The 25928-nt window shown below is 72.8% G+C and carries 25 protein-coding genes; 9 read left to right on the top strand and 16 right to left on the bottom strand.

Translation table 11 applies throughout. The features are described 5' to 3' along the window. Positions 1-118: 118 nt before the first annotated feature. From fxsA to JT723_RS28490, 4 genes are read right to left on the bottom strand one after another with little or no spacing between them, the layout of a single operon-like run. Positions 119-289: an FxSxx-COOH cyclophane-containing RiPP peptide gene (gene fxsA, locus JT723_RS28475; RefSeq protein ID WP_205047693.1), complete on the bottom strand. Its 171-nt coding sequence runs from the start codon at positions 287-289 to the stop codon at positions 119-121. After that, on the bottom strand, positions 289-3651 hold the full coding sequence (locus JT723_RS28480; RefSeq protein WP_205047694.1) for an SAV_2336 N-terminal domain-related protein: 3363 nt from the start codon (positions 3649-3651) through the stop codon (positions 289-291). Before JT723_RS28480 ends, fxsA begins: the two co-directional genes overlap by 1 nt. A 7-nt stretch (positions 3652-3658) precedes the next feature. Beyond that, on the bottom strand, positions 3659-4672 hold the full coding sequence (locus JT723_RS28485) for an AAA family ATPase (protein ID WP_205047695.1): 1014 nt from the start codon (positions 4670-4672) through the stop codon (positions 3659-3661). A gap of 30 nt (positions 4673-4702) precedes the next feature. Then, positions 4703-6727 (bottom strand): VMAP-C domain-containing protein, encoded by a 2025-nt coding sequence (locus JT723_RS28490; RefSeq protein ID WP_205047696.1) that lies wholly within the window; start codon positions 6725-6727, stop codon positions 4703-4705. A 217-nt stretch (positions 6728-6944) separates the two neighbouring features. On the opposite strand from JT723_RS28490, the gene JT723_RS28495 reads away from it, so the two are divergent. The 3 genes from JT723_RS28495 (at position 6945) to JT723_RS28505 (ending at position 9029) form a co-directional block, all read left to right on the top strand. Then, entirely contained in the window at positions 6945-7127 is a 183-nt protein-coding gene (locus tag JT723_RS28495) for a DUF6104 family protein (RefSeq protein WP_205047697.1), read from the top strand. A gap of 122 nt (positions 7128-7249) precedes the next feature. After that, a complete protein-coding gene (locus JT723_RS28500) occupies positions 7250-8083 on the top strand; it encodes a DUF4097 family beta strand repeat-containing protein (RefSeq protein ID WP_205047698.1) in 834 nt (277 codons plus the stop codon). A gap of 1 nt (position 8084) precedes the next feature. Beyond that, complete coding sequence (locus JT723_RS28505) at positions 8085-9029, top strand: PadR family transcriptional regulator (RefSeq protein ID WP_205047699.1); 945 nt, start codon at positions 8085-8087, stop codon at positions 9027-9029. A 34-nt stretch (positions 9030-9063) separates the two neighbouring features. On the opposite strand, the gene JT723_RS28510 is transcribed toward JT723_RS28505, so the two are convergent. Both JT723_RS28510 and sodN read right to left on the bottom strand, forming a co-directional pair. Next, positions 9064-10026 carry a zinc-binding dehydrogenase gene (locus JT723_RS28510; protein ID WP_205047700.1) on the bottom strand — a complete coding sequence of 321 codons (963 nt, stop codon included), beginning with the start codon at positions 10024-10026 and terminating at the stop codon, positions 9064-9066. 82 nt (positions 10027-10108) lie between these two features. Continuing rightward, positions 10109-10504 carry a superoxide dismutase, Ni gene (sodN, locus tag JT723_RS28515; protein WP_033171806.1) on the bottom strand — a complete coding sequence of 132 codons (396 nt, stop codon included), beginning with the start codon at positions 10502-10504 and terminating at the stop codon, positions 10109-10111. Between the two features lie 138 nt (positions 10505-10642). Here sodN and sodX point away from each other — a divergent pair, with 138 nt between their 5' ends. Then, complete coding sequence (gene sodX, locus JT723_RS28520; RefSeq protein ID WP_205047701.1) at positions 10643-11068, top strand: nickel-type superoxide dismutase maturation protease; 426 nt, start codon at positions 10643-10645, stop codon at positions 11066-11068. Here the strand turns inward: sodX and JT723_RS28525 are convergent. From JT723_RS28525 to JT723_RS28540, 4 genes are all read right to left on the bottom strand, one after another. Further along, a complete protein-coding gene (locus JT723_RS28525) occupies positions 10972-11601 on the bottom strand; it encodes a CGNR zinc finger domain-containing protein (RefSeq protein ID WP_205047702.1) in 630 nt (209 codons plus the stop codon). The genes sodX and JT723_RS28525 overlap by 97 nt on opposite strands. Positions 11602-11732: 131 nt before the next feature. Further along, complete coding sequence (locus JT723_RS28530; RefSeq protein ID WP_205047728.1) at positions 11733-12485, bottom strand: amino acid ABC transporter ATP-binding protein; 753 nt, start codon at positions 12483-12485, stop codon at positions 11733-11735. A gap of 65 nt (positions 12486-12550) precedes the next feature. After that, entirely contained in the window at positions 12551-13501 is a 951-nt protein-coding gene (locus JT723_RS28535) for an amino acid ABC transporter permease (RefSeq protein WP_205047703.1), read from the bottom strand. A 1-nt stretch (position 13502) separates the two neighbouring features. Continuing rightward, positions 13503-14480, bottom strand: a complete 978-nt coding sequence (locus tag JT723_RS28540) for an ABC transporter substrate-binding protein (RefSeq protein WP_205047704.1) — start codon at positions 14478-14480, stop codon at positions 13503-13505. Between the two features lie 415 nt (positions 14481-14895). Between JT723_RS28540 and JT723_RS28545 the strand changes: the two genes are divergently transcribed. After that, on the top strand, positions 14896-16134 hold the full coding sequence (locus tag JT723_RS28545; protein WP_251512419.1) for an NAD(P)-dependent malic enzyme: 1239 nt from the start codon (positions 14896-14898) through the stop codon (positions 16132-16134). A 221-nt stretch (positions 16135-16355) separates the two neighbouring features. On the opposite strand, the gene trxA is transcribed toward JT723_RS28545, so the two are convergent. Together trxA and JT723_RS28555 are read right to left on the bottom strand one after the other, a co-directional pair. Further along, positions 16356-16700: a thioredoxin gene (gene trxA, locus JT723_RS28550; RefSeq protein ID WP_240166317.1), complete on the bottom strand. Its 345-nt coding sequence runs from the start codon at positions 16698-16700 to the stop codon at positions 16356-16358. Then, a complete protein-coding gene (locus JT723_RS28555; RefSeq protein WP_205047705.1) occupies positions 16697-17161 on the bottom strand; it encodes a MerR family transcriptional regulator in 465 nt (154 codons plus the stop codon). Before JT723_RS28555 ends, trxA begins: the two co-directional genes overlap by 4 nt. Positions 17162-17371: 210 nt before the next feature. Here JT723_RS28555 and JT723_RS35965 point away from each other — a divergent pair, with 210 nt between their 5' ends. Then, positions 17372-19393 carry an N-acetylmuramoyl-L-alanine amidase gene (locus JT723_RS35965; RefSeq protein ID WP_205047706.1) on the top strand — a complete coding sequence of 674 codons (2022 nt, stop codon included), beginning with the start codon at positions 17372-17374 and terminating at the stop codon, positions 19391-19393. 107 nt (positions 19394-19500) lie between these two features. On the opposite strand, the gene JT723_RS28565 is transcribed toward JT723_RS35965, so the two are convergent. From JT723_RS28565 to JT723_RS28575, 3 genes are all read right to left on the bottom strand, one after another. Next, complete coding sequence (locus JT723_RS28565) at positions 19501-20748, bottom strand: FxsB family cyclophane-forming radical SAM/SPASM peptide maturase (RefSeq protein WP_205047707.1); 1248 nt, start codon at positions 20746-20748, stop codon at positions 19501-19503. A 99-nt stretch (positions 20749-20847) separates the two neighbouring features. Further along, positions 20848-21090, bottom strand: a complete 243-nt coding sequence (locus JT723_RS28570; protein WP_205047708.1) for a hypothetical protein — start codon at positions 21088-21090, stop codon at positions 20848-20850. A gap of 458 nt (positions 21091-21548) precedes the next feature. After that, positions 21549-22382, bottom strand: coding sequence for a MurR/RpiR family transcriptional regulator (locus JT723_RS28575; protein ID WP_240166318.1), 834 nt, complete (start codon positions 22380-22382; stop codon positions 21549-21551). A gap of 212 nt (positions 22383-22594) precedes the next feature. On the opposite strand from JT723_RS28575, the gene JT723_RS28580 reads away from it, so the two are divergent. The 3 genes from JT723_RS28580 (at position 22595) to JT723_RS28590 (ending at position 25404) form a co-directional block, all read left to right on the top strand. Further along, positions 22595-23497: a 1-aminocyclopropane-1-carboxylate deaminase/D-cysteine desulfhydrase gene (locus JT723_RS28580; RefSeq protein WP_205047710.1), complete on the top strand. Its 903-nt coding sequence runs from the start codon at positions 22595-22597 to the stop codon at positions 23495-23497. A gap of 321 nt (positions 23498-23818) precedes the next feature. Beyond that, on the top strand, positions 23819-24232 hold the full coding sequence (locus JT723_RS28585; RefSeq protein ID WP_033171796.1) for an ATP-binding protein: 414 nt from the start codon (positions 23819-23821) through the stop codon (positions 24230-24232). Positions 24233-24339: 107 nt separating this feature from the next. After that, positions 24340-25404, top strand: a complete 1065-nt coding sequence (locus JT723_RS28590; RefSeq protein ID WP_241094515.1) for an RNA polymerase sigma factor SigF — start codon at positions 24340-24342, stop codon at positions 25402-25404. Between the two features lie 48 nt (positions 25405-25452). Here the strand turns inward: JT723_RS28590 and JT723_RS28595 are convergent, their stop codons facing one another. After that, positions 25453-25896, bottom strand: a complete 444-nt coding sequence (locus JT723_RS28595) for a hypothetical protein (RefSeq protein ID WP_251512415.1) — start codon at positions 25894-25896, stop codon at positions 25453-25455. Positions 25897-25928: the final 32 nt, after the last annotated feature.

Consider the following 25928-nt stretch of genomic DNA (forward strand, 5'->3'; position numbering starts at 1 on the left):
CCGTCGGCCCCCGCGGTTGTTCCCGCCGCGCGGCCCACCGCAAACGCGCAGGCGGGCTTTTGGCCGTAACCGCCCCCTGCGGTGTGCGGTCCGGCCGTGCCGGGTGGGGGGTTGTGCGCTACATCGAGTTGTCGAAGCCCCAGAGCGCTTCGCCGCCCGGTGCCGCGACCCGCTCGCGCAGGTCGCTGACGAGCGCGGCGAGCACCGGGTGCTCGACGGTTCGCAGGGTTTCCAGGTCGAGTCCCAGTACGTCGGGCGCACTCGCGCCACCGTGCGGCTCTGCTTCCATCACGGACCTCCGTGTCCAGGTGAGTTGAGCGCGGCCATGCGCTCAGCGGTGCGGCGGCCGGCTTCGCCGCCCTCGTCCGGGAGTTGGCGCCAGCCCGCCAGCGCCGAGCGATACGCGTCGGCCGCTGCCCGTGGTCGGCGGGCCGATTCGTAGACCACGCCACGCCAATGATGCGCCTGTGCGGCGAGACGCACCATGGGGCGCGGGTCGAACGCGCGGGCCGCGGCGTTCTCGGCCGCGTCGGCGGCCCGCCGGTAGGCGTCGGCGGCCTGGTCGAGGCGTTCTGAGCGCCGGGTGTGGTCGTACCCGCGCCGGTGCACCTCGCCCAGCTCGTAGCAGATCCGGGCGATCTGCGCGGGCTCGACGGCGGGTTGGACGGCCCGCAGCAGTACGTGTTCTGCTTCGCGCAGGTCGACCAGGTCGCCTTCCGCGACGTAGCGCAGCACGAGTGCGCGGCCGAGCATCAGCAGCCTGCCGGGCAGCCGCGGGTCGTCGGAGGGGGTCTCCATACGGCAGTCCCGCAGCACCAGCACGGCCCGGTTGACGAAGAGTTCGCCGCCCGGGAGCGCGGCCCGGTCGAGCAGGGCGCCGCCCCATTCGGCGACGAGGTCGCTGTATTCGGGGCGGTCGCGCGGGGTGAGCCGGCAGGCTTCCGCGAACCGCCCTGCGGCGGCTTCGAGTTCACCGGGCTGGCCCGCTTCGGAGTGCCGGGCGGCCCTGATCCGCCCGGCCCTCGCCAGGATCGCGGCCCGCAGCAGCCGGTCGCGGGTCTCACCGAGCGCACGGTCCACCAGCCGCTGGGCGTCGGGCAGCCGGCCGCCGGCCAGGAGCAGCGCGTCGACCAGGGCGAGGGTCGCGGGCACGAGGGCTTCGGGTCCCGCGTCCTCGCGCTGGAGTGCGTCGAGCCCGGCGGCGAAGGAGGTGGCGGCCTGCTCGGCGCAGACCTGCTCGCGCTCCCGGTTGTCGGCGGCACCGGCCAGCCGCAGCAGGGCGCGGCCGTGGGCGAGGGCGAGTTGGCTGGGGCGGTCGGCGGCGGGCGGCCAGGCGTCGGCGAAGGCTTCGAGCGAGCCGACGGTCTCCTCCAGGAGCACCGCGTCACCGCTGATGAGCCACTGGTCCTCCAGCACCTGGACGCGTTCCATGGTGGCGGCCAGCAGTTCCGCCCGTTCCAGGCCAGGGGAGGCGCAGACGGCGGTGAGTTCGCGGTCGGCGCGGCGCAGCAGCTCCAGTGCGCCGCGGGTGTCGCCGACGGCGGCCCGGTCGTCGGCCGAGGCGCGCAGCACCCCGGCACGTACCGCCCGGGCCTTGACCGAGCCGGGGTGTGCGGCGGCGGTCTCGGCGGCGTCCTGGGCCTCGCGCAGCAGCCCGGGGCCGCCGCGCAGCCGCCACAGCCTGATGAGCTGCTCGGCCAGTTCGCTCCACAGCTCGGGGTCGGTGCCGTGCCGGAACTCCTCGGCCGCGGCTTTGCGCAGCAGTTGGACGGCCTCCATCAGGTTCTGCACCATGCCCTCGTCGCGGAACCTGGCGACGAGTTCCCTGGCCCGCAGCACGACCGACGAGGTGCCGCCCGTACCGCCGGCGCGCCCGGCGCCGCCGCCTGAGCCGCGCGGGGCGCCGCTGCCTGCGAGCGGCACGAAGCGCTCCAGGACGCGGGCGGCGACCTCCGCGAAGGGCTGCTGGGAGTCGGCGCCCACGGCGGCGCTCTCGGCGCGGGCGGTGTCGCGTGCGGCGGAGGCGACGGCCGCGTCGGACACGGCGTCGCTGGGCGGCCCGCCGTCGGTGAGCTGGGTGATGGCAAGGGCCGGGAAGTTGGGGCCGCTGCGCCCGAAGCGCTGCTCGACGTACTCGGAGCAGTGCTTGAGCACCAGCCGCGCCTCGTCCAGGCCGAGCGGCTCCAGCAGCACGTCCCGCACGCCGGGCGCGAACTCGTACCACCGGTGGTCGTCGCCCTCGGCTCTCACCACCAGTCCGCTGAGCAGCACTTCGGCCAGTTCCGCGGGTCCTGAGTCGGGCAGCATGGTGCGCTGCACGAGCTGCATGACGGGCAGGAAGAGCGGTGCGGCCGACAGGTAGACGGCGAGCTGGGCGGCGGCGGGCGAGGCGGCGGAGCGGAAGCGGCCGACCAGTGCGGTGGGCGGTACGGTCGTGCGCCGCGGGCGGCCGGGGCTCGGCGGCTGGTCGGAGCGGACCCAGCCGACGGCGGCCGGCACCTGCCCGGCGCCGATCCCGGCCAGCAGCCGTGCCCAGGCGCCGAGCGCCTGCGCGGTGGGCGGCAGTACGGGCACGGGCAGCGCGTCGCCCGCGGGCGGTGTGGTGAAGCCGCCGGCGCCGGCGGAGAAACGCAGGGGCGCGGCCGGCAGCGGGCCTTCCGCCCGGTGCAGCACCCCGTAGGAGACCGGCAGCCGGGTGCGCGACCACAGCCGGGCGGGCAGCGGCTGGAGCACCGCCACCGGGCCGTACCCGGCCAGCCGGTGCAGCAGCCGGTGCGCCTGGCCCGAGCGCCACAGCGGCCCGGCGCAGTCGCTGACCAGCAGGGTGACGCGGCGGCCCGTGGGGTCGATCAGCTGGTCGGCGGAGCGCAGCCCGGACGGTTCCGGGTCGAAGCGGCCGCTGACCGCGGGGGTGCCCTCGGGGGTGGCGTGCAGATGGCGGACCTGCACCTCGTGGAAGGCGCCGAGGCGTTCGAAGACGCCGCCCAGTTCGCGCAGCATCCGCTCCCACACGTACATCGAGGAGGAGGCGTCCATCAGCAGCTGCATGGCGGCGTTGCCGCGCCCGACGGGCCGGAACACCGGCAGCAGCAGCCCGCCGGCCAGGGCGGACCGCTCGGCGGTCGCGGCTTCGTCGAGGGTCTCCCGCAGCGGCCTGGCGGGACTGCGGTAGCGCTGCAGCGGCCGCAGCGCCGACTGGAGTTCGAGCAGCCGGGGCAGTGTGGTGGCCTCGGGCACCGCGACGGTCAGGCCCGCGGCGCCCGGGTGGGCGCGGCCGGGCTCGGCCACGCCCGGGTAGAGGTCGACCATGCCGCCGCCGTCCGGCTCGGGCGGCACCAGGCGCCGGCCGCGCCCGTCGGTGCCGTCGGCCGGGACCTGGGGCAGGTCGCCCGGGGCGCCGCCCTGGCCGCCGCCGCTGTCGGTCTCCGGGTCGCGCGGGCGGCCCGCCGGGGCGGGCTCCGGCGCGGTGGGCACCGACCAGCGGGCCAGCCACAGCGCGTCGGCCAGTTCGCCGGTGCCGGGTTCGAGCCCGGCACCGCTCAGCCGGCCGACGAGTTCGGCCAGCGGGTCGGGCGCGGGCCGCCCGCCGCCGGCGTCCTCCGCTGGCACGTCCGCCGGCTGCTGCGGGCTGCGGTTCGGCTCGGCGTCCACGGCCGCCTCACCTGGGCCGGTCGAGCCGCTGGATGAGCATGTCCGCGAGCCGGGAACGGGTGGGGGGCGCGGCATGGTGGGTGAGGTAGATCGCGTTCAGCAGCTGGTCGGTGGCGAGCAGTTCGCTGCGCGAGCGGTCGAGGAAGCGGGCGACCAGGTCCTCGCCGACGGTGGCCGCCTCGTCGCCGAGGTGGGCGCGCACCACGGTGGACAGCCGCTGGTGGTCGGGGCGGTCGAGCTCCAGGTGGATGCAGCGGCGCAGCAGCGGTGCGGGGAAGTCCCGCTCGCCGTTGCTGGTGAGGATCACGAAGGGGAAGGCCCGGCAGCGGACCCTGCCCTCCCCCACGGTGACCTTGGCGCCGTCGTCGGTGAGGACGTCGACCTGTGGTTCGCGCTCGGCGAGGCGTTCGAGCTCGGGTATGCCGTACTCGCCCTCCTCCATGACGTTGAGCAGGTCGTTGGGCAGGTCGATGTCGCTCTTGTCCAGCTCGTCGATGAGCAGCACCCGGGGCTTGGCGGTGGGCAGCAGCGCGGTGCCGAGCGGGCCGAGCCGGATGTAGCTGCCGATGCCGCCGGGCGGGGCGGTGCCGGAGTGCGCGGCGATCTGGTTGTCCTGCAGCCGGGCGATGGCGTCGTAGCGGTAGAGCCCGTCCTGCAGGGTGCTGCGGCTGACGATCGGCCAGTGCAGGACCCGGCCCAGGCCCAGTTCGTACGCCACCGCGTGCGCGAGGGTGGACTTGCCGGTGCCGGGGCTGCCGGTGACCAGCAGCGGGCGGCGCAGGTACAGCGCCGCGTTGACCATCTCCAGCTCCTCGGGGCTGGGGCGGTGCATCTCGGCCATGTGCCGGTAGGCGCCGAGCCTGCGGGCCGAGGAGCTGTCGGGCCCCGGTCCCGGCGCGACCAGCGGGCCGCCGTCGAAGTCCCGCCAGGGCGGGGGCTCGGGCAGTCCGTCGATGCGGGTGTGGGGTTCCCCGGTGCCGCGGTAGATGAGCCAGTCGCCGGACGGTTCCGGTTCGGTCATGTCACTCACCTCGATACCTCGCATCCCTGGTCAAGGGGTCTCCAACGGCTCGTCGGTCCCGGGCAGCGGCCGGGTCGGATCGTGATAGAAGAGCATGAGACCGGCGGACCAGAACTTCTCCGGCACCCCGTCGTCCACTTCGGCGCGCAGGTCGGCGAGCAGCCGCGGCAGCCGGCCCGCGGACCTCGCGGCCCGCACCGCCCGGCCCATGCCGCGGTGGAAGTCCGCGCACACCGACTCCTGCGGCACCGGCCGGCGGCGCCACAGGGCGACGCTGTAGCCGCTGCGGACGATGCGGTCCAGCGCCTCGGGTGCGGCGGCGGCGCTGCGGCACAGCGCGGGCAGCGTGTCGCGTGGGCGGGCGCGCAGGTCCGCCTCGTCCGGCAGCGGGCTCGCGGTGCCCTCGTCGCAGTCCAGGATGTGGGTGCGGGGCGGCTGTTCGTGCAGGGTGCGCCAGCGGGCGGCGCGCTCGTCGGCGGCGGCGCCGTCCTCGTCGGGCATGTCGGTCCTGCGGACCACGACCGGCCGGTCGGCGTCGACGCCGAGCTGGCGGACATCGGAGAATCGGCCCACGAGGGCTCCGGGAAGCGCGAGTTGGATGACTGCCAGCGTGCCCGAGCCGTCGCAGCGGCGGAAGGCCTCACGCAGCGGCTGGCGTAATCTGGCCGCCAGCGCGTCGAATTCGGTGCCCGCGTCGAACTCCTCCTCCACACAGTCCACTTCGCCGCTCTCCGGCACCGCGCTGACCCGCCAGTCGTAGCGGCCGGGCTCCCAGCCGCGCGGGAAGATCTCCAACAGGGCCTCGGGGCCGTGCCGTTCGGCCGGCGCGGTCCGGACGGCGCCGGGTGCGGCCCTGGCCCGCAGCCGGCTCCTGCGCTCGTCGACCAGGGTGCGGCGGAAGAGCCGGCTGAGCGGGACCGCGGCGCCCGCGGTCTGCTGCGCCCAGCCCCACAGCGCGCGCTCGGCCGCCTCGTCGGCCGCCGCGGCCCGGTCGGCGGTCGCGGCGTGGACGGCGAACCGCAGCACCGCTTCCAGTTCCGTGGTGCCGCGCCGCAGGTCGTAGAGCAGGCCGAGGCCGTCGCGCCAGGCGCGCGGGGCGACCGGCAGGCCCAGGGCGCGGCCGCCGCGCACCGCCCCGATGACGTCCTCCAGGCTCCCGGTGTCGACCGGCGGCGGCAGCTGGGCGAGCAGCCCGAGCAGTTCCGTGCGCTGTCCCGGGGTCAGGGCGCGGCCGTCGCAGGCGCCGATCTCGCTGTGCGCGTCGGTCCAGGTGCCGCCGTCGTCGCGGACGAAGGCGTGCCGGTCGGCGTGGTGCAGGTCGTGCGCGGCCATCACCCGGTGGTAGAGGTCGAGCGCGGGGTCGCCGGCGTCGCCCGCGGGCAGCCGGCGCAGCTGCTGGATGCCGACGGCCTGGCCGCCGTCCTGGCCCCGCCTGCGGGCCTTGAGCACCCCGATGACCTCGCCGCGCACCAGGTCCACCACGGGGCCGCCGGACACGCCGTGCGGCATCTCGTCCTCGTTGCCGAGCTTGAGCACCCCGCTGGTGCCGACCTGGCCGCTGATGGTGCACCTGCCGTTGTACGGCTCGGGCTCCGGGTCGCCGGGGGTGTAGCCGAAGAAGGCGACCTGGTTGGTGGTGTACGCCTTGGCGGTGCGCTCGGTCAGCCACACGCAGGGGTGGTCGACCGGGTCGAGCAGCCGGATCAGGGCGAGGTCGGGGGCGGGCCAGCTGCCGCTGCCGTGCTCGGCGGGCTCGGCCCATTCGACGACGCCGTCGAGCATGCGGTCGCCCCAGCCGACCGTGACCTGGCGTGCCGCCGGCTGCCCCACGCCCGCCGCCTCCTCCGTGTCCTCAGCGTCCTCGGCGCCCTCAGATGATCCCCGGCACGCCACATGGGCGCAGGTGAGCACCCAGTTCGGCGCGACGAAGAAGCCGCTGCCGTACAGCGGACGGCCGGGCTTCGCGCCGTGGATGCGGACGGTCGCCTCGCGGACCAGCGGGACCAGGACCTCGGCCGGGTCGATGGGCTCGGGCTCATCGATCCGCGGCGTCACCCCGCTCCCCCCATGCCCTCGATCGCATCAGTCGCACCTGTCACAGCGGTCAGCGCGCCCATACCACCCCCCACTGGCCGGTCATCCGGGAAAGGCTAGTGCCTGCCGGTGCCCGCGCGAGGCCCTTCGGGCAACTCCTATCCTTGTCCAGTCTGTCCCGTCCTTCGCTGTTCTTCCCCGTCCGGCGACCCTCCCACCCCTGTTTCAGGAGCAGATCTTGTACTTCACCGACCGCGGCATCGAGGAACTCGCCGACCGGCGCGGCGAGGAGGAGGTCACCCTCGAGTGGCTGGCCGACCGGCTGCGCGAGTTCGTGGACCTCAACCCGGAGTTCGAGGTCCCCGTCGAGCGCCTGGCGACGTGGCTGGCCCGGCTGGACGACGAGGACGAGGACGACTGAGCCGGCCGCTCCCGGCGTCGGCCCGCCCCGAGCACCACCGCCCTTGACTTCCGCGGCACGCGATATATCGTGTTCCCAGAGGACGCGATATACCGCGTTGGCCGGCGGCAAGGAGGGGCACGATGGAGCGGACCGTCACGGAACCCGGGAAGTTCGAGTTCGAGGACGCCCTCGACACCCTGCGGGTGCGGATCGTCGCCGGCGCGGTCAACGTGGTCGGGATCGACGAGGGCCCGGCCCGCATGGAGGTCACCGAGCTGGAAGGCCCGCCACTGACCGTGCAGCGCGAGGGCTCGACGCTGACCGTCGCCTATGACGACCTGACCTGGAAGAACCTGCTCAAGTGGCATGACCGGCACAGCTGGCGGCGGCGCGCGGTGATCTCGCTCGCGGTGCCGCAGCACACCTCGGTCGAGGTCGGGGTGGTCGGCGCGGGCGCGGTGATCTCCGGGATCAGCGGCCGTACGGTCGTACAGGGCGTGAACGGCGACACCACGCTGGTGGGGCTGAGCGGCCCGGTCGAGGCCAAGACGGTCGCCGGCAACGTCGAGGCCCAGTCGCTGTCCGGCGAGCTGCGGGTCAACACCGTCTCCGGCGACCTGACCGTCGTGGAGGGCAGCGGCCCGACGGTGCGGGCCGACTCGGTCAGCGGCAGCATGGTGCTCGACCTGGACCCGTCCGCGGGCGCCGACGTCCGGCTGACCACGGTCTCCGGCGAGATCGCCATCCGCATCCCGGAGCCCGGCGACGCCGAGGTCGACGCCAACACCACCAGCGGCAAGGTGTCCTGCGCCTTCGACGAACTGCAGGTCACCGGCGGCTGGGGCACCAAGCGGATCACCGGGCGGGTCGGCTCGGGGGGTGCCAGGCTGCGGGCCACCACCGTCTCCGGCGCGATCGCCCTGCTGCGCAGACCCCCGATGGAGGACGCGCCCTCGCTCAGGAAGGACATCTGACATGGCGCCCGTCTTCGCACACGGCCGGCTGCGGCTGTACCTGCTCAAGCTGCTGGACGAGTCGCCGCGGCACGGCTACGAGGTGATCCGGCTGCTCGGCGAGCGCTTCCAGGGGCTGTACGCGCCCTCCGCCGGCACGGTCTACCCGCGGCTGGCCAAGCTGGAGAAGGAGGGCCTGGTCAGCCACTCCACCGAGGGCGGCAGGAAGGTCTACGCCCTCACCGACGAGGGCCGCGCGGAACTGGCCGCGCGGGCCGACGAGATCGCAGGACTCGAGGCGGAGATCCGCGAGTCGGTCTCCACGCTGGCCGCCGAGATCCGCGAGGACGTCCGCGGCGCCGCGGGCGACCTGCGCCGCGAGGTGCGGGCGGCGGCGCAGCAGACCCGTACCGTCCCCGAGGACGTGCGCAACCTGCGGGACGCCAAGCAGGAGTGGCGCGAGCGCGCCCAGCGGGCCAAGGAGGAGAGCCGCAGGGCCAAGGAGGACGCGCGGGCCGCACGCCGGCAGGCGAAGGCCGCACGGGACGCGGTCGACAGCGCGCGCGACGAGGTGCAGCAGATCGTCCGGCAGGTGCAGGAGCAGGTCCAGTCCTACTCGCGGGGCGGCGACTGGCAGGCGGGCGTCCGCGAGGGCCTGGCGGAACTGACCCGGCAGCTGGGCCAGTTCGGCGGCGCCGGCCGCAGCGGCGGGCCGCAGCAGCCGCGTACGGCCAAGGACGTGCCCTACGAGGCGGGTCCGCCCGCGGCGGGCACGGAGTCCGACGACAGCCCGCCGTCCGCGGACCCGATGCGCGACCTGGAGCGACTGCTGGACCGCTTCCGCGACGACATCCGCGACGCGGCCCGCGACCTGGGCGTGGACGACGGCCAGTTGCGGGAGGTGCGGCGCCATCTGTCGGCGGCGGCCGCGCACATCACGGCCGCACTGCACACCGGCAGGGGCTGAACACCCGGGACGCGGCGGTCAGGCGGTCAGGCGGTCAGGCGGTCAGCACGATCTTGCCGAACACCTCGCCGCGCTCCAGCTGTTCGAAGCCCTCACGCGCCCGGTCCATCGGCAGCACCGTGTCGATGACCGGGCGAACCCCGGCGGTGGCGCAGAAGTCGAGCAGCCCCTGCAGCTCCTCCTTGGTGCCCATCGTGGAGCCGACGACCCGCAGTTCGAGGAAGAAGATCCGGTTCAGCTCGGCGGCCGGCGGGTTGGGGCCGCTGGTGGCACCGGAGATGACCAGGGTGCCGCCGGGGCGCAGCGACTTGACCGAGTGCGACCAGGTCGCCGCCCCCACCGTCTCGATGACCGCGTCCACCCGCTCGGGCAGCCGAGCACCCGGCTCCACGGCGGCGAGCGCCCCCAGCTCCACCGCACGCTCCCGCTTGCCCGCGTCCCGGCTGGTGGCGTAGACCCGAAGCCCGGCGGCCCTGGCCAGCACGATCGCCGCGGTGACGACCCCGCCGCCTGCGCCCTGCACCAGGACGGAGTCCCCGGGGCGCACACCGGCGTTGGTGAAGAGCATGCGGTACGCCGTCAGCCACGCGGTCGGCAGGCAGGCCGCCTCCTCGAAGCTCAGCTCGGCGGGCTTGGGCAGCACGTTCCAGGCCGGGACGCTGACCTTCTCGGCCAGGGTGCCCTGGTACTTCTCGGTGAGCAGCGAGCGCCGCTCCTTCGGCCCGACGCCGTGCCCGGTCTGCCCGATGACCGAGTGGACCACGACCTCGTTGCCGTCCTCGTCGAGGCCTGCCGCGTCGCAGCCGAGGGTCATCGGCAGGCTCTCCTGCCCGAGCCCGACCCCGCGCAGCGACCACAGGTCGTGGTGGTTGAGCGAGGCGGCCCTGACGGTGACGTCGACCCACCCCTCCCGCTTCCCGGGCTCGGGGCGCTCCCCCAGGGCGAGCCCGTCCAGCGGCTGCTTCGCGTCGATGCTGCGTGCGTATACGGCGAACATGACCCGACGGTAACGCACCCGCGCCCGGCACCCCCTTGCGGGAGGTGCCGGGCGCGGGTCCGACCCCGGAGGGTGGAAGGCGTCAGGCCTTCTTCGTCTCCCAGAAGATCTTGTCGATCTCCGCGATCAGGTCGAGGGCCTTCTGGCCGGTGGCCGGGTCGTTCGAGGCCTTGGCGGCGCTGAGGGCCTTGAGCGTGTCGTTCACCAGCTGGTGGAGCTGGGGGTACTTCTCGAAGTGCGGGGGCTTGAAGTAGTCGCTCCACAGCACCGAGACGTGGTGCTTGGCCAGCTCGGCGCGCTGCTCCTTGATGAGCACGGCACGCGTGCGGAAGTCCGCGTCCTCGTTGGCCTGGTACTTCTCCTGGACCGCCTTGACGGACTCGGCCTCGATGCGGGCCTGGGCCGGGTCGTACACGCCGCAGGGCAGGTCGCAGTGTGCGCTTACCTTCACCTTGGGCGCGAACAGGCGAGTGAACATGGCTGTCCTTCCTCGTGATCGTCTTTCAGGTGGGACATTACTCCCTGGAGGAGTCGTTTTCTCGGGTGCCCCAGGTGGCTTGGGCCAAAAGTCTGGTGTCACTCTGGGTCCGATGGAGGAACGAACCAGGAGGCGTTCATGCGGGAGCAGGGGGCCAGGCTGTCGTGGCAGCTGGTCGAAGTCACTGGTCCGTCGATGGCACCCACGCTGCTGCACGGGGACTGGCTGCTGATCCAGAAGATCAGCAGCGGTGCCGAGCTGGTGCGCGAGGGGGACGTCGTGGTCCTGAAACATCCGTTGCAGCAGGACCTGCTGATCGTGAAGCGGGCCGTCGAGCGCCGCGACCGCGGCTGGTGGGTGCTGGGCGACAACACCTTCGTGGAGAACGACAGCAGGGAGTTCGGCACCGTGCCGGACGACCTGGTGCTGGCCCGCGCCAGGGGCCGCTTCCGGCCGCCGCGCGAACTTCAGCGGTCGGTGGCGGGCGTGGCGTCCTGGGCGGCGTCCTGTGTGCGGCCGCTGCGGCCGGACCGGTCGCTCTCCAGGCGCTTGCGCGCCCGGTAGGCGGCCACGTTGGCGCGGGTGGCACAGCGGTCGGAGCAGTAGCGGCGGGACCTGTTGGTGGAGGTGTCGACGTAGGCGTTGCGGCAGGGTGCGGCCTCGCAGATGCCGAGCCGGTCCACGCCGAGCGTGGTGAGCTGGAAGGCCAGGCCCATACAGGCGGTGGCCGAGTAGCCGGCGGTGGCGTTGACCGCCTGCTCGGCCAGGTGCATGTGCCAGTCGGGGCGCCCGGTCGCGTCGAGGTGGTCGTGCCCGGAGATCTGCGGGCTGACCGGGAACTCCAGCAGCAGCGCGTTGAGCAGGTCGACGGCCCGGACCTCGTCGCCCTCGTCGGCGGCCTCGAAGACCCCGCGCAACCGGGTGCGTACGGCGCGCAGCCGCGGCACGTCGGCCTCGACGGCGCGCGACCCGGCGTGCGAGGCGGGGCCGAACAGCTCGCGCACCGCGTCGACCGAGGTGAGGGCGTCGGTGCCGCGCAGCGGTTCCTCGCTGTTGACGAGGCGCACGGCATAGTCCGAGTAGTAGGCCAGGTCCACGGTGTCCTCAAGATCCTTTACGGGGTACGGCCCGGCCCCGGTAACAGCCGGATCGGAATCCAGGCTATTACCGGAGCGGCCGCGGCGGCACGGTCACGGCGCCTTGGCCAGGTCGCGGCACCTCGTGCCGCTCACAGCACCTTGGACAGGAAGGTCCTGGTGCGCTCGTGCTGCGGGTCGCCCAGCACCTGCCGGGGGTGGCCGGACTCGACGACCACGCCGTCGTCCATGAAGACCAGCGAGTCGCCGACCTCGCGGGCGAAGCCCATCTCGTGGGTGACCACGATCATGGTCATGCCGTCCTCGGCGAGCCCGCGCATCACGTCGAGCACGTCGCCGACCAGCTCGGGGTCGAGCGCCGAGGTCGGCTCGTCGAAGAGCATCAGCTTGGGCTCCATGGCCAGCGCCCGGGCGATGGCCACCCGCTGCTGCTGGCCGCCGGACAGCTGGGAGGGGTAGCTGCCCGCCTTGTCGGCGAGCCCCACCCGCTCCAGCAGCGCCGCGGCCCGCTCCCGGGCCGCGGCCTTGGCCTCCCGCTTGACCTGGACCGGTCCCTCCATGACGTTCTCGATCGCGGTCATGTGCGGGAAGAGGTTGAAGCGCTGGAAGACCATGCCGATGTCGCGGCGCTTGGCGGCGACCTCGCGGTCGCGCAGCTCGTGGAGCCGGTCGCCGCGCTGCCGGTAGCCGACCAGGTCGCCGTCCACCCACAGCCGCCCGGCGTTGATCTGCTCCAGGTGGTTGATGCAGCGCAGGAAGGTGGACTTGCCGGAGCCGGACGGGCCGATCAGGCAGCACACCTCGCGGGGGGCGACCTCCAGGTCGATGCCCTTGAGGATGTGCGCGGCGCCGAAGGACTTGTGGACGTTCTCCGCCCTGACCATCGGCTCGACACCGCCGGCGACGGGCTCGGCCGTGTCGGGCTTGGCCATGTCGTGGGTGCTCATGATCAGGCCACCTTCGGTCGGCGCAGGGTGGTCAGGTTCGCCCTGACCTTCTGCCACGGGGTCAGCGGCAGCGACCGCAGCGAACCGCGGGCGTAGCGGCGCTCCAGGTAGTACTGGCCGACGCTGAAGACGCTGGTCAGCACCAGGTACCAGAGGGACGCTACGAAGTACATCTCCATGATCGCGTTGGAGCTGATGCCGATGTCCGAGGTCGCGCGCAGGAGTTCCGAGTACTGCACGACCGAGACCAGGGACGAGGTCTTGAGCATGTTGATGAACTCGTTGCCGGTCGGCGGGATGATCACCCGCATCGCCTGCGGGAGCACGATCCTGCGCATGGTCTGCGCACCGGTCATGCCCAGCGCGTGCGACGCCTCGGTCTGGCCCTCGTCCACCGACTGGATGCCGGCGCGCACGATCTCGGCCATGTAGGCGCCCTCGTTGAGGCCCAGGCCCAGCAGGGCGGCCACGAACGGGGTCATCACGGCGACGGTGTCGTTCTTGTAGATCGGCCCCAGGTTGATCGTGTGGAAGATCAGCGAGAGGTTGAACCACATGAGCAGCTGGACGTAGACCGGGGTGCCGCGGAAGAACCAGATGTACAGCCAGGAGACCGCGCCGGTGACCGGGTTCTTCGACAGCCGCATGACCGCGAACAGCACGCCGAGCACCAGGCCCATGGCCATCGCGCACACCGAGATCAGCACGGTGTGCCACACGCCGGTCATCACGGTGTGGTCGAAGAGCTTGTCGCCGACCGTGCCCCAGATGATCTTGCCCTGGGAGAAGCCGTACGCCAGCAGGGCCAGCGCGGCGACGACCACGACGGCGGCGATCCACCGGCCGTAGTGGCGTACCGGTATGGCCCGGATCGCCTCGTAGGGGCTGCCGGGGGGCGGCTCTGCGGGGCCGGCCGTACCCTCCGGGGTACGGCCGGCGGTGGTGTCGCTCACGTCACGAGCCGCCGTTGATCGCGCTGGCGGTGATCGCACCCGTGGTGGCGTTCCACTTCTGCAGGATCTTGGTGTAGGTGCCGTCCGCGATGATCGCGTCCAGCGCGGCCTTGAGCGCGTCCCGCAGCTGCGTGGCGTCCTTGCTCACCGCGATGCCGAACGGGCCTGCGTCCGAGGGGGCGCCCGCCACCTCGAAGTCGGCGCCCTTGCCCGAGGTCTGGGCGATGTAGGCGGCGACCGGGGTGTCGTTGAGGTCGGCGACCGCGCCGCCGGCCTTGACGCGGGTCTGCGCCTCGGCGTCGGTGTCGAAGGCCTGGATGGTCAGGCCCTTGCTGCCGCAGGCGGTCTTCTGCTTCTTGAAGGCGTCCTCGTAGATCGTGCCGCGCTGCACGGCGACGGTCTGGCCGCACAGGTCGTCGAGCGTCTTGACGCCCTTGGGGTTGCCCTTGGCGACCAGCAGCGAGGAGCCGGAGTTGTAGTAGTCCACGAAGTCGACGCCGGTGCCGATCTTCTTGCCCTTGTCGTCCAGTCCGCCCTGGCGGGCCTTGGTGTCGCTCATAGCGGACATGACGATGTCGGAGCGGCCGGTCTGCAGCGAGGTGATGAGCCCGTCGAACTTGCCGTTGGTGAACTTGAAGGTCACCCCCAGCTTCTCGCCGAGCGCGGCACCCAGGTCCGGGTCGATGCCGACGATCTTGCCGTCCTCGGTCTGCTCCATCGGCGCGTACGACGCGTCGGTGCCGACCTGGATCACCTTGGAGTCCTGGTACTTCTGCGGCAGCTTGGAGAACAGGCTGTCGGCTGCGCCGCTGGTCGCGGAGCTGCCCGCGCCCGCGGCGCTGCTGCTCGGCGGCGCCGTGTCGTCCTTCTTGGTCTGGTCGCCGCACCCGGTGAGCACCAGGGTGCCGGCGACCGCAACGGCGGCGACCGCGCTGAGCCGGGAAAGGGCGGTGGTACGCCTGGTCGTGCGTGCGGTCATCGCTGTGTCCTCCTGAAGAGGTGAGGTTGCTGCGGGTGGCCCTGGCACACGCCTTCGAGTGCCGCCACCGTGTGTGATCTGTGCATCTTGCCATCCGGACAGCGCCGTCCGGGGTGCCTGTTGTGTCAAAATCGGATAACGGGCGATCCCCGGGCTCCCATCGGGCCGGCACACCAAGGCAGGACCACGATGGGGCCGTGCCGACCAGGGCAGGTCGAGTCGTTTTCGCGCCCTGGAACAGACTTCCGGTAGAACAGTTTCCTTCACCCCTCATCCGGGGCCGGTGCGCGTGCGGCGCACCAGGCGTCCCTGTCCGCCTCTTCGCTCACTCGTCTCGGGCGACGCGGACGCCGAGCCCATCTCTCCCCGCTTCCGGGGGGAGTAATCTCCCTCATCCATGACAAAGGGGTCACAAGTGGCAACGGAGATCGTCAATCCGCGGATCGACGGCACCACCGGCACCAGTGGTACCGGCAGTACCGGCGGCGGTACGGAGGACATCCCGCTCGATCCGGTGTTCGCGCTGCACCGCGGCGGCAAGATGGAGATGGCCGCCACCGTTCCGGTGCTCGGCACCGACGACCTGTCGCTGGCCTACACGCCCGGCGTGGCCGAGGTCTGCACGGCCATCGCGGAACGGCCGGAACTGGTCCACGACTACACGTGGAAGTCGCAGGTGGTCGCGGTCGTCACCGACGGCACCGCGGTGCTGGGGCTCGGCGACATCGGCCCGGAGGCGTCACTGCCGGTGATGGAGGGCAAGGCGATCCTCTTCAAGCAGTTCGGCGGGGTCGACGCGGTGCCGATCGCGCTGGCGTGCACCGACGTGGACGAGATCGTGGAGACCGTGGTCAGGCTCGCGCCGTCCTTCGGAGGAGTGAATCTGGAGGACATCTCGGCGCCGCGCTGCTTCGAGATCGAACGGCGGCTGGTGGAGCGGCTGGACATCCCGGTCTTCCACGACGACCAGCACGGCACCGCGGTCGTCACGCTCGCGGCGCTCCGCAACGCGGCCACCCTGACGGGCCGTGAGCTGGGCTCGCTGCGTGCGGTCATCTCCGGCGCGGGGGCGGCCGGCGTCGCCATCGCCAAGATCCTGGTCGAGGCGGGCATCGGCGACGTCGCGGTCACCGACCGCAAGGGCGTGGTCCACGAGGGCCGCGAGGACCTGAACCCGGTCAAGCGGGAGCTGGCGTCGTTCACCAACCGGTCGGGGCTGACCGGTTCGCTGGAGTCGGCGATGGCCGGCGCCGACGTCTTCATCGGGGTGTCCGGCGGTACGGTCGCCGAGGCGGCGGTCGCCTCGATGGCGAAGGGCTCCTTCGTCTTCGCGATGGCCAACCCCACCCCCGAGGTCCACCCGGACGTCGCGCACCGGCACGCGGCGGTCGTGGCCACCGGGCGCAGCGACTACCCCAACCAGATCAACAACGTGCTGGCCTTCCCCGGCATCTTCGCGGGCGCACTCCAGGTGCGCGCCTCGGCCATCACCGAGGGCATGAAGCTCGCCGCGGCGGCGGCACTGGCCGACGTGGTGGCCGACGAGCTGAGCGCCGACCACGTCATCCCGTCGCCCTTCGACGCCCGGGTCGCCCCCGCGGTGACCGCGGCCGTGGCGGCCGCCGCCAGGGCCGAAGGCGTCGCACGGCGCTGACCTGCATAAACGGCCGGTGCCCCGCGGGGCGCCGGCCGTCACGGCGGCGATGTGACGAGCGTCACATCAGATGCCGTCACATCTTCGACGCGCCAGCGCTCATATGTATGCCCGGCTCGATACCGGGCTGCGAAGCACCTCCGTTCGCCCGGCCCCCCGTACCGGCGAGCGGAGGTGCTTCCCCTTTTACGCCCCCTCCGTGCGCCGGCGCACGCCCCGGCTCACACCACCTCGGACAGCTCCTGCAGCAGCCGGCGCTTGGGGCGGGCGCCCACCATCACCTTGACCGGCTCGCCGCCCCGGAAGAGCAGCAGCGTCGGCATCGACATCACGCCGTAGGCGGCCTGGGTGGCGGGGTTGGAGTCCACGTCGAGCTGGACGATACGCAGCCGGTGCGCCTCCTCCACCGCGATCTCCTCCAGGACCGGGGCGATCATGCGGCAGGGCGGGCACCAGGCGGCGGTGAAGTCGACCAGCACGGGCAGGTCGCTCGCCAGCACCTCGGCGGCGAAGGTGGCATCGGTCACGGTGGGCACGGCACTGGTGGTGCCTGCGGTCGTCGTCATTGCGGTGGAGTCCCTTCTTCGTGCCGCCCGGACCCGTCCAGGGCGGCGGTCAGTTCGCACAGCGGTTCCGCGCCGGGGCGCACTCCCGCGTCCGCTTCCGCGCCGGCCTCACGCTCGGCGCGCAGCAGCTGGGCCGCGACCTCGGCGCGTACCGCGGTCAGCCGCTCCACCCAGGCGTCGATCTCCGCGAGCTTGCTGCGGTAGACCGCGAGCGAGGCGGCACAGGTGTCCCCCGCCGGGTGGCCGGCCCGCAGGCACTCCACGAACGGCCGGGTCTCCTCCAGGCCGAAGCCGTACTCCTGGAGGGTGCGGATCTGCTCCAGCATCCGCAGGTGCTCCTCGCCGTAGCTGCGGTAGCCGTTGCCCGCCCGGTCGGCCGGCGGGAGCAGGCCGAGGGATTCGTAGTAGCGGAGCGTTCGCGGCGTGGTGCCGGCGCGTTCCGCGAGTTCGCCGATGCGCATACCGACGACGGTAGACCTTGACGTACGCGTCAGGGCCAGCCCGCCGGCGCACCCCGGGGGCGGCCCGCTCGCCCGCCGCCGGGGCCGGGACCAGGGGATGGCAAAAACTTTCAGGATTTCCGCGCGAGGAGTTGCTAACTTCCAGTCCTCCTCGACAGGCTGCGCCCAGCACTTCTCTCCATGCACGCACCCGCAACGCGAGGAGCCTGAATGCACCGCCCGAACCCAGCCACCCGCCGCCGGCGCACCCTGTCGCTGGCCGCCGCCCTGTCGCTGCTGGCCGGCCTGACCGTCACCGCCGCCACGGCAGGCACCGCGCGGGCCACCGACCCGCAGGCCGTACGGCAGGCGGAATTCACCGCGGCGGCACGGGAGTTCGGCGTTCCGCTGCCCGTACTCGAGGCGGTGTCCTTCTACGAGACCCGCTGGGAGGCGCACGCCGGGCAGCCCAACGCCGAAGCGGGCTACGGCCCGATGAACCTCACCGACCTCACCGCGGCCACCCTGGACGCCGACGGGCTCAGCACCCAGTCGCCGCGCTACGCCCCGCTGCTGACCGCCCCCGCCGAGCACACCGCGGCCGCCGCGGCCCACCTGCTCGGCGCGGCCACCGCGGACGTCACGGGCGACGAAGCGCAGAACATCCGCGGCGGCGCGGCCCTGCTCGCCTCGTACGCCAAGGGCTACGGCCACGGCCGGCTGCCGCACACCACCGACGGCTGGTACGCCGCCGCGGCCCGCTACAGCCAGAGCACCGAGGACAAGGTCGCGCAGGCCTTCGCCGACGGCGTGTGGTCGACCATGTCCACCGGCGCCACCCGCACCACCGCCGACGGCCAGCTGGTCACCCTCGCCCCGGTCCGCCACCTCCACCCCGACCGCGCGGACGTCCGCAAGCTCGGCCTGAAGGAGGTGACGCCGCCCGTGAGCAGCACCCCCGCCGAGTGCCCGGCCTCGCTGCACTGCGACGTCGTCCCCGGCGCCTACACCCTGCTCGACCCCTCGGACCTCGCCGACTACGGCAGCCACGACCTGGCCGACCGCCCGGGCGGCCACCTGGACGTCCGCTACATCACCCTGCACAGCACCGACGAGACCTACGACGGCACCCTCGACCTCTTCAACGACCCGACCTACGCGGCCGGCGCGCACTACGTCGTCCGCTCCCAGGACGGCCACGTCACGCAGATGATCCCGACCAAGGACATCGCCTGGGACAGCGCCAACCGGTCCTTCTACCAGCACTCGATCGGCATCGAGCAGGAAGGCTGGGCGACCCACGGGGCCGCCTGGTTCAGCGAGAACCTCTACCGCTCGACCGCGTCACTGGTGCGCTACCTGGCCGCGAAGTACGACATCCCGCTGGACCGCGCGCACATCCTGGGCCACGACAACATCCCCGGCGGCACCGAGTCCGGGGTCGCCACCCAGCACTGGGACCCCGGACCCGGCTGGGACTGGGAGCACTTCTTCGACCTGCTCGGGGCGCCGATCAAGGCGACCGCGCCGGCCGGCAGCGACGTGGTGGCGATCAAGCCGGGATACGCCCGCAACCCGCAGTCGACCACCTACTGCGACGACGTCCAGGGCTACAAGCAGTTCCCCGGCCCCTACCGCAGCTTCGACTGCCCCGTCGCCTCGCAGGACGCCCCCGCGTCCTTCGTCCCGCTGCACACCGCGCCCAGCACCTCGGCGCCGCTGGTCGCCGACCCGTACCTGCACCCGGACGGCTCCGCCGGGACCAGCGCCATGAACGACTGGGGCGACAAGGCGCCCGCCGGTGAGCAGTACGTCGTCGCCGGCCGCGTGCCCGGCTGGACGGCGATCTGGTGGGGCGGCACCGAGGCCTGGCTCCAGGACTCCGCCGCCCACCCCGCGACCGTCCCGGTCAAGGCGGCCCGCATCGTCCCCAAGGCGGGTGCGACCTCCATCCCGGTCTACACCACGGCCTACCCCGAAGCCTCGGTCTACCCGCCGGACTTCGTCGCCTTCGAGGGCGGCAAGGCCCCGCGCGCCCAACTCGCCCGCGCCAAGTACTCCATCCCGGCCGGCCAGTCCTACGTCGCCGCCGGCCCCGCCGTCCCGACCGACTCCTACTTCGCCATCTACTACGACGGCTCGGCCCCCTACGACCAGCACGACTTCGTGGGCACGACAAAGGTCTACGAGATCGTCTACAACCACCGCGTGGCCTTCGTGAACGCCGCCGACGTAACCCTGATCTCCCCGTGACCCCCTGGGGGGTGCCCTCTGCACAGAGGGCACCCCCCAGGGGCGAGGGGGAACTGCGCGCCCAGCCCCGACGACGGGAAAGGCGCACGGCCCACCGCAGGTGACAGTCACAGAGCGGCTTTGAGCCGCGCCACGTCATCGAGAACCCGACCGCGGATGTGGTTGATGAGAGCTGCCTGGTCCAGGCAGAACACCGTGGGGTTCAAGAACCCCGTACCCGCCGCATAGCGGTTGGTGTACTGCCCGCCCCCGCAGATGTCCCGCAGGGCACACGCGCGGCAGGTCTCGCAGAGACCTTCGGCACCGCGCTGGCGCGCGACAACCCCGGGATGCAGCTGCGCCTCGTCGAAGGCGTTGCGGAAGACGTCGAGCCCGGTCAGCGGCGCGTCCTGGAAGGTGGACTTCAACGCGTCGATCAGCTCGATCGACCCGTCCGTGTCGATGGTCAGCGACTGGAAGTCCTCCAGGCCGACCGCCTCCGTGGTGCTCTGCCCGCCGAGCACGAGCCCTACGATGCTGTCGAAGAAGCGGACGCTGGTCGGCATCGGCACGGTCCCGTACCACCGCTCGAAGATCGGGATGAGCCAGTCCGCGTACGCGGTGCCGCCCGTGTCGCCGGTCCAGCCGGGGGGCTTGCGCTCCCAGTCGTCCAGCGGCAGCAGGAAGTCCACCTGGGGGGCGCCGACCGCGGCGAGCGCCTCGTAGGTCTCCAGCGGGTCGTTCTCCAGGTCGACCACGCACAGGACGTTGCGCAGCCGGTCGGGCACGGTGGCGGCGGCGCGCAGCGCGGCGACGCCGCGCATGACCGCGTCGAAACTGCCCTTGCCGTTGGCGTACTTGCGGTGCCGGTCGTGCGCGTCGCGCGCGCCGTCCAGGCTGAGGGTGACCTTGATGTCGTGCTTCTCCAGCACGGCGATCATGGCCGGGTCGTCCAGCAGGATCCCGTTGGTGGTCACCGACAGGATCGCCTCGATGCCGTCGGGCATGGCCGCGCGGAAGGCGGTGGCGGCGTAGTCCAGCTCCTCGGCACCGACCAGCAGGGCCTCGCCGCCGAGGAAGGTGACGATGACGTGGGTCAGCTCGTCGCGGTGGGCGGTGAGGTGCTCGGTGATGCGGTACGCCGTCCGGTCGACCGTCGCGCGCGACATGGCCATGGGCTTGGCGCGCCAGCTCTGGTCGGCCATCTCGTAGATGTAGCAGTAATCGCAGGAGAGATTGCAGCGGCCGTGCATTTTGACGACGAACTGCGTGAAAGGCAGCGGCCGCCAGGACGGATCGGCCAAGGCCTCGTCCACGAACGCCTGGTTCGGCCATTCGGCTGCCGCCGCCTCCGCGGTGATCAGCGGTATTTCCATCAAGGAGTGTCCCCTCGCCTTGCGGCCGGGCCGCGACCGGTGGCTTCCCGTCCGGTCGCGGCCCTTCGTGCAGGTGGTGTCACGCGGTGGCGACCGGGGTCACCAGCGCTGGTACTTGCCCAGCGGAGAGACCGCCGAGTCCTCCGTGGAGACCCGGTTCAGCGCCGCGCCGAGCGCGCTGTGGGCCGGGGCCGAGGCGGCGACGGCCTGGACGTCCGCGCTGCTGGGGGTGGACGCGGACGCGGTGCCGGCCGCTCCGGTCGCGAGGGCGACGGTGGCCGCCGCTCCCGCCGCGACCATGGCGGCCTTCCTTACGGTGCTGCGAGTGCTGGATTCGGGCACTTGGTACTCCATTTCACGTACAGATGGGGCCACTTGTGCAACAAGGCCTTGCGCGCCGCTCAACGGTACCGAGCGCCCGACATCCGGACAACACTTTCCCGCAAGGTAATTCAGCATTTACCTGGGAGCCTCGTAAGCGGAAGCAGGTAATTTGAGACTCATAGCATCCATCTCCTCCCGTGACCGGACGGAGGCACACAAAAAGGAGCGCGTGCCGGTCTGGTGAGGACCGGGACGCGCTCCCAGGAGCGGGGCGGGCCGGGGGGCCGGGCGGGCCGGCCCTAGGCCGTGTTTTGGAAGTCCCGCCTGCCCCGCGGCGTCTGGCACGCACGCTCGCTGCGTTGTCGGAGTCGTCCGCGTAGGCCCACTACGAGGACGACCCTCCGCCTTGCGATCGCACGCACCAGACGCCGCGGGGCCCGCCCTGTGGGCGGACGGCGCTACTTCCAAAACACGGCCTAGGCCGGGCGGTCGCTCTCCAGCGCCTCGTGGGTGAGCCGCAGGGCGCGGCTGGAGGTGTCGTACGTGCGCTGCGCCACGCAGACGAAGAGGCAGTCGACCACCACGAGCTGGCTGATCCTGGAGGCCATCGCCCCCGGTCTGAACGTCGTCTCGCGGCCGGCCGAGACCAGCACGTGGTCGGCGATGCGCGCGGCGGTGGACAGCGGGTGGTTGGTGATGACCACCGTGGTGGCCCCCTCCTCCGCGGCCCGCCGCAGCGGTTCGAGCACGTCGCGGCTCTCCCCCGAGTGCGACACCGCGAGGAAGACGTCGCCGGGGCCGAGCAGCACCGCGCTGGTCAGCGCGGACTGCGAGTCGCCGTGCGCATGGCAGGGCCGCCCGATCCGGGCCAGCTTCTGCTGGAGGTCCTGGGCGACCAGGCCGGAGGCGCCGACGCCGGCGATGTGCAGCTGGCCGCCGCCGCACACGGCTCTGACGGCCGCGTCCAGCTCCGCGGGGTCGAGCTGGCTCGCCGTCTCCTGCACCGCCTGCGACTCGGTGTGGACGAGCTTGCCGATGACCTCGGCCGCCGAGTCCTGCTGGGTGATGCCCGCGCTGAGCGTGGAGCGCGGCGCCTGCCGGGCGGCGGACGCGGCGAGCGCGAGCCGCAGCTCCGGGTAGCCGGCGAAGCCGAGCGCGCGGGCGGTCCGCACGATCGACGACTCGCTCGTCCCGGCGAGCGCGCTGAGTTCGGAGATGGTGCTGCGGGCGACCTGCGCCGGGTCCTCCACGATGAGGGAGGCGATACGGGCGGCGGCCGGGGTGAGCGAGGGCAGCAGCCCCCGCACCATGGCGGTGAGTGCGTCGGCCGAGTCACTGGGCGCAGTGGCTTCCCATGACCGGTCGGTGGGTGACTCCTGGACTATTTGGTACACGTCACAAAGCATGCACCGCGAAACGCCCTTCTGGGACCCGCGGGTGAAGAATCCCGCTCCCTGGACGCCACCCCGCGAACAGCTCGCCCCAGCGGGCTGTTGTCACACGTCCGGGTGACAATGGGAGCGTGCATGCCGCCCCGTCACTCCTGGAACCGCAGCCGCCGTCGCCGCTCACCGAGGTCGCCGACGAGCGTCTGGACGCGCACGGGGTGCGGCTGCTGCTCAAGCGCGACGACCTGGTCCACCCGGACCTGCCGGGCAACAAGTTCCGCAAGCTGCGGCTGAACCTGACCGCCGCGGTGCAGGCCCGCCACGACACGCTGCTCACCTTCGGCGGCGCCTACTCCAACCACCTGCGGGCGGTCGCAGCGGCAGGCAGGCTGCTGGGCCTGCGCACGGTCGGGGTGGTGCGGGGCGAGGAGTTGGCGGACCGCCCGCTCAACCCGTCGCTGTCGGTGGCCGCGGCCGACGGGATGCGGCTGGACTTCGTCGACCGGGCGACGTACCGGCGCAAAGCCGAACCCGAGGTGCTGGCCGCGCTGCTCGCCCGGCACGGCCGCGCCTACGTCCTCCCCGAGGGCGGGTCGAACGCGGCGGCCGCGCTGGGCTGCGCGGACCTGGGACGGGAACTGCGGGGCGCGGCCGACGTGGTGGCGGTGCCGTGCGGCACGGGCGGCACCCTGGCGGGGCTTGCCGCGGGCCTGGAGGGCGGTCCCGGCGAGTGCGCCGAGGCGGTCGGCTTCCCCGTGCTGCGCGGCGGCGCCTTCCTGGCCGCCGACGTGGCGCGGCTGCAGCAGGAGGCGTTCGGGGGGCGCCGGGGGCGCTGGCGGCTGGACGACCGCTTCCACCACGGCGGCTTCGCCAGGACCAGCCAGGACCTTGAAGAGTTCGCCTCGGATTTCCACCGGCGGCACGGCTTGGATCCGGAGCGGGTCTACGTCGCCAAGATGCTGCACGGCGTGCTGACGCTGGCCGCGGAGGGCGCCTTCCCGCCCGGCACCCGGGTGGCGGCGGTGGTCACCGGATGACGTGCCCCCGTGCGCCCCTTACGCGGGTCACACCGCCCGAAAGTAACCTGGTCGCATGATCCGCGCCGCGCCCCCGCCGACCCGCCGGTCGGACAACCGGACGAATTCGCATGCGAATTGAGACCCGGGATCACTACCCACCGTCCGTACCCGTGCGCTTACCATGGGTGACAGGACGCGATCGCCCTCCGTCCCCGAAGGACCCGCGGACCGGTTCGCCCAACCGTGCGACCGTCCTCCGTCCGGGCGACATCGGGGCGCGGATCGCGATAGCGTCGCTGCGAACCAGAGCAATCACTGTGTGCCACCTTGGAGGTGAGGGTGTCCCAGAGCGCAGGCGAGCCCGGGTCGAAGGACTTCGTCGAGGTCCGGCTGCCCGCGGCGGGGGCGTATCTGTCGGTCTTGCGGACGGCCACGGCCGGTCTCGCGGCCCGACTGGACTTCACCCTCGACGAAATCGAGGATCTGCGGATCGCCGTCGACGAGGCGTGCGCGATCCTGCTGCAGCAGGCGGTGCCAGGCAGCGTGTTGAGCTGTGTCTTCCGGCTGGTCGGGGATTCGCTGTGGGTGACCGTTGCGGCGCCCACCACCGACGGCCGGGCACCGGAGCGCGACACCTTCGCCTGGACGGTGCTCTCGGCACTGGCCGGCGAGGTGGACTCCACCGTCGCCGAGGACAAGACGGTCAGCATCAGTCTGCACAAGAAGCGCGGCGCCGTTCCAGGACTGTCGTGAAGCGCACCGGCTGGGCGGATCCGCCGCCGACGCCGTCAGGGTCAGCGTGTCCCGGTCCACCTGCGGGCCGGTGACGGTACAACCGTGCAGGAAGACGGGGAAACGCCATGAGTGCTGAGCTGTCCCGGGGGGAGAACCCCGGCACACCCGCGGAGCACGACGTGCCCGCGGCGCGCGGTCGCGCCTCCGTACCCGCCCAGCCGCCGGACCCCGCGGGTCCCGCCGGGCGGCCGCAGGCGGCGGCTGACGCGGCCAGGCCCCATCCCGAGCCCGTGGGCGGGCAGACCCCTAGGGACGCAATGGACGCGGCGGAGCAGGCGAAGAAGGCGATGGAGACGGAGCGGCGGCAGGACCGTCCGGCGGACCGGGAGCCCGAAGGGCCGCAGGCCGCCCAGGAGCAGCCGGCCGAGCACGACCCGCACGACCGTGCGGGCGCGCGGGCGCTCTTCGTCGAGCTGAGCCGGCTCCCCGAGGGCTCCCCCGAGCGGGCCGAGCTGCGCAACCAGCTGGTCCGCATGCACCTGCCGCTGGTCGAGCACCTGGCCCGGCGCTTCCGCAACCGGGGCGAGCCGCTGGACGACCTCACCCAGGTCGCCACCATCGGCCTGATCAAGTCGGTGGACCGCTTCGACGTGGACCGCGGGGTGGAGTTCTCCACCTATGCCACGCCGACGGTCGTCGGCGAGATCAAACGCCACTTCCGCGACAAGGGCTGGGCGGTACGGGTGCCGCGCCGGCTCCAGGAGCTGCGGCTGGCCCTGACCACCGCGACGGGGGAGCTGTCCCAGCGGCACGGCCGGGCGCCGACCGTGCACGAGCTGGCGGAGCACCTGAAGATCTCCGAGGAGGAGGTGCTCGAAGGCCTGGAGTCGGCCAACGCGTACAGCACGCTGTCGCTGGACGTGCCCGACACCGACGACGAGTCCCCCGCGGTCGCCGACACCCTCGGCTCGGAGGACGAGGCGCTGGAGGGCGTCGAGTACCGGGAGTCCCTCAAGCCGCTGCTTGAGCAGCTGCCGCCGCGCGAAAAGACGATCCTGCTGCTGCGCTTCTTCGGCAACATGACGCAGTCGCAGATCGCCCAGGAGGTCGGCATCTCCCAGATGCATGTCTCCCGGCTGCTGGCCAGGACCCTGGCGCAGCTGCGGGACAAGCTGCTGATCGAGGAGTAGCCCGGGGCCTCGGACCGGGGCTTCGCCCGTCGGCGCCCGGCTCTCCGCTCAGGTGGCGGAGCGGCGGGCGCCGAGGGCGTCGGTGGTGGAGGGGTGGACCAGGCAGACCAGGCCCGCCAGGGCGAGGGCGCCGAGGAAGGCGCCGCCCGCCACCACCGCACCCGAGGAGTGCAGCATCGTCCAGGCGATCGGCAACGCCAGCAGCTGCATGATCAGCGCGGGCCCGCGGCTCCACCGCCGCACCTTGTGCAGCCCGTAGGCGGCGGCCAGCGGCAGCGCCGCCATCACCAGCACGGTGAGCCCGGCCAGGACCGCGTTGTCGCTGTCGGTGAAGAACATCGTCACGCCCCACGCGGCGACCGCGAGCCCTTCGAGGCCGGCGATGGCCGCCGCGGCGAGAATGCGCGGGGTCGGGGCCGCGGCGGCGGGCGCGGCGGCCTCAGCGGCGGCCGCGGAGGGCTCGGGCGAGGGGTCGTGGGGGCTCTGGCTCACACCACTCAGCGTAGCCCGATGCGAAAAACCGT

The organism is Actinacidiphila bryophytorum (assembly GCF_016916835.1).
Lineage (GTDB): Bacteria > Actinomycetota > Actinomycetes > Streptomycetales > Streptomycetaceae > Actinacidiphila > Actinacidiphila bryophytorum.